At 44.5% G+C, this 3,631-nt stretch carries 3 protein-coding genes; all 3 read right to left on the bottom strand.

The window, feature by feature from the left end:
• Positions 1-295: 295 nt before the first annotated feature.
• Positions 296-982 (bottom strand): TIGR00730 family Rossman fold protein, encoded by a 687-nt coding sequence (locus HMPREF9073_RS12110; protein WP_009414064.1) that lies wholly within the window; start codon positions 980-982, stop codon positions 296-298.
• Positions 983-1,329: 347 nt separating this feature from the next.
• Complete coding sequence (locus HMPREF9073_RS12105) at positions 1,330-2,493, bottom strand: VWA domain-containing protein (protein ID WP_009414063.1); 1,164 nt, start codon at positions 2,491-2,493, stop codon at positions 1,330-1,332.
• On the bottom strand, positions 2,493-3,631 hold a 1,139-nt coding region (locus HMPREF9073_RS12100), incomplete at its 5' end, for a porin family protein (RefSeq protein WP_232212962.1). The genes HMPREF9073_RS12105 and HMPREF9073_RS12100, both read right to left, overlap by 1 nt.

Genomic DNA, 3,631 nt, shown 5'->3' with positions numbered 1-3,631 from the left:
GAGGGAAAGGTGGGAGCAGAGGGAAAGGTGGGAGGGATGGGGTTGAGGGGTGATTGCTTTGTGATGTGAAATGAAAGAAGGTGTCAGAAAAGTTTTATTTATGTGGGCGTTTGCAAAACGCCCGTATATAACATACTTCAAAAATTATTGGTAATCAGACATAATATACTTCAAAAATTATTGATAATCAGACTAGTATACTTTGCCAAAGGTCCGAGCCGTACGGGCAAGAAACTTTGGCAAAGTGTAGCGACGCAAAAGTGATTTTGAGACTTTTCGGACAGCGCTAGTGTTTTTAGAAATTTGGTTTTAGTTGTTGTTTGTTGAAATAGAAGTCTTCGATGACTTTGATGACTTGATCTTCGGTGTCTACCAAATGGAACAAATCTAAGTCTTCGGGACTGATGTTGTTGAATTTTTCTAACAATATTGTTTTTATCCACTCTACAAGTCCGCTCCAATAGTCTGTGCCTACTAAAATGATAGGGATTTTGTCGATTTTATGGGTTTGTACGAGGGTGAGGGTCTCGAAAAGTTCGTCGAGGGTGCCAAAGCCACCTGGCATAGCGATGAAGGCTTTGGAGTATTTCACAAACATTACTTTGCGCGCAAAGAAATAGTTGAATTTGATGTTCTTGTCGTGGTCGATATAAGGGTTGTTGGTTTGCTCGAAGGGCAGGTCGATATTGAGTCCGGCAGATACGCCTTTGTTGAGGTGAGCGCCTTTGTTTCCGGCTTCCATAATGCCGGGGCCTCCTCCGGTGATGATGCCAAAACCTTCGTCGACTATTTTTTGGGCAATACGGACGGTGAGGTCGTAGTAGGGGGTTCCGGGATTGATGCGTGCAGATCCGAAGATGCATACGCAGGGGCCTATGGAGCTCATTTGTTCATAACCGTGAACAAATTCACCCATTATTTTAAAAATAGACCAAGAGTCGTGTGTTTTGGTTTCGTTCCAAACTTTAGAATGTTTTTTCATTTGAATTTTGAATTAAGTGTTAAAAGTTAAAAGATGCCCCCCCCACATACTCTGCTCTGGCAGACTTCCCCGAAGGGGGACTAGCCGCAAAAAAATATTGAATATCAGTGTAATCAATGGAGTTTTCAGAGAAACTCTGAAAATTTCCGAGTGACGAATGCCGAGTGATGTTGGGCAGCTGGTGCTGCGAAAGTTTTTTTGCCCACGAATTTCACGAATTTACACGAATTTTCGCCTGACGGCGAAGGGAGTGAGAAGTGAAAAATCTGAGGCCTCAGAGAGGCTCTGAGAGACTTGGAGAGGAGCTGTGTGGAATTAGTAAATTAGCAAATTGGAAAATTAGCAAATTAGTTTATAGTTTCATTGTTTTTACTTTCAAATTTTTTGAGGTCGTTGCCTTTGAGGGCGTTTTCGACGAGCTCGGGGAGGCGATCGGGGGCGCAGGCGAAACAGGCGATGCCGAGTTTGCTGATTTCCTTACCGAGTTTTTCGTCGTAATCGGGACGACCGCTATCGGAAAGGGCTAAGAGTACGAGTACTTTTACACCGTCCTGATGCATCTCGTTTAGACGACGTAGGAGTCCGGAGCGCACGCCTCCCTCATAGAGGTCGGATATGAGGATGAACATCGTTTTGCGGGGGTTCTCGATGAGCGTTTGGCAATATGCCACAGACTTATTAATGTCGGTTCCTCCACCCAATTGCACGCCAAAGAGCATATCGACGGGGTCTTGACGGCAGGCTTCGGTGAGGTCAGTTATTTCGGTGTCGAACACTACTACGTGAGTATCGAGGGCGGGCATACTTGCAAAGATGGAGCCCATTACCGATGAGTAGATAATGGAATCGCACATAGACCCACTTTGGTCGATGTCGAGGATTACCGTCCAGTTTTTTTGTTTTTGAGTGCGTTCAAAGAAATAGAATTTTTCGGGTATGATACGCTTGGTGGCGGTGTCGTAGTTTTTGAGGTTGCGCTGGATGGTTCGTTTCCAATCGGTTGATGAGAAATTGGCGATGGGGGTATGTGCTTTTTTGTTGAGAGCGCCGGTAACAGCACGGCGCAGGTCTTGCTCCATACGTTTCATAATCTCATTGACGACTTCTTTGACTAACTCGCGGGCGGTGTCTTTGGATTTGGCGGGAATCTGGTCTTTGAGTGCCATTAAGGTGCCCACCATAGAGATGTCGGGTTTTACGTTTTTGAGGGTTTCGGGTTCAAAGAGCAGTTTGGTGAGACCTTTGCGTTCGATAGCATCGGTTTGAATGACGCTCACTACATCGGGGGGGAAGAAGGAACGTACATCGGTGAGCCACTTGGCTAAGTTAGGAGCGGAGTTGCCCAAGCCAGCCGAGCGTTTGCCGCCGCCGTTGCCATTGCCGTCGGTATCGTCGTAGAGGGCGGCGAGGGTAGCATCCATCAGTGATTGCTGTTCGTTGAGTGATACTTCACCCAAAGCATTTGCATCTTGACCCAAGATGAGTCGCCAGCGTGTGATATTTTCGTCCATTAGAGTATATAAAAGATGAGACCTATTTGTAATACATTAGAACTGAGGCTTGTGCCATCGGTGGTTTTTGCGTCCTTTAGCAAAGGAGAGAGGTTGTACTGCACGAAGAAATTCAGAGCATTATAGCCAAAAGCGGCAAAGGTTTTTAGTTGGAATTTTCTAACGATGTCGGGGTTTTGGAAGGAGGTGTCGATGTCGTTGGCGGTGTACAGGCTTCTGCCGCCTAAGAGATAGGCGATGCGCATTCCTGCGTATACTCTCCAGAATTTGTGAGATGTGGGGGTGGAGGTACGGAATCGGAATTCTAAAGGCATTTCGATGGCGTGGGTTTTGAAATAGTTTTTGCTGATGTTCAAATCGCGGAAATGTTCGACTATTTCGTAACTGACACCTGTTGAGGTTTTGTTGGCTACCATATTGTTATACACCACATCGTAAGCATAACCTAATCCGATGCCAAAGCCGAGATTTCGTTTTTGGTTGATGGGAAGGTCGCGGATGAAGCCTAAGTGGATGCCGTGGGAGAGGTTGTGCTGCACGACACTGCTGGCTTGGCCGGCGAGATAATCGTAGGTGAGACCGACATAGAATTGGTCTTCGAGATAATGAGTATCGACCGTTGAGGGGTTGGCAGTTGAGCTTTGTGTAGAGCCAATCAAGCCGTCGTCACTATTTTCTTGAGCATAAGTGAAGAGGGAGAAGTGAAGGGTAAGGAGTAATAGGATGATATTTAGTTTATTCATTTTTTTTTCTTTGGGTTTATTAACTTCGTTTTCTCGAAATTCATTGATAAAACTTTCAAAAGGGATGGCTTCTTTTTTTCCAGCACGTACATCTTCAGCCTCTTGCATTGCATCAAAGAGTTTTTTCTTAAAGGCCTTTTGCTCTTTGATCACAGCTTTCTCTGATGTAATAGTTTCTGTATTTTGTTTTTTTACTTCAAAAATTTCGACGAAATCGAGACTTTCTATGAAGTTTAAAAAAGCATTCAATTTTGAACCTTGTGCCCTAATATTTATAATGTATTCCATAGTGTTCTTGTTATTTTGAGGCAAAGATAAGAAATAATTACGAATTACGAAATACGAATGACGAAATATGAGGGAAGAATGACGAGAGACGAATGACGAGAGACGAA

Origin of the sequence: Capnocytophaga sp. oral taxon 326 str. F0382 (assembly GCF_000318295.1) — a bacterium.
In the GTDB taxonomy this organism is placed as follows: Bacteria; Bacteroidota; Bacteroidia; order Flavobacteriales; family Flavobacteriaceae; genus Capnocytophaga; species Capnocytophaga periodontitidis.
The sequence above is the reverse complement of the archived record's forward strand: the minus strand, read 5'-3'. Positions and strand labels throughout refer to the sequence as shown.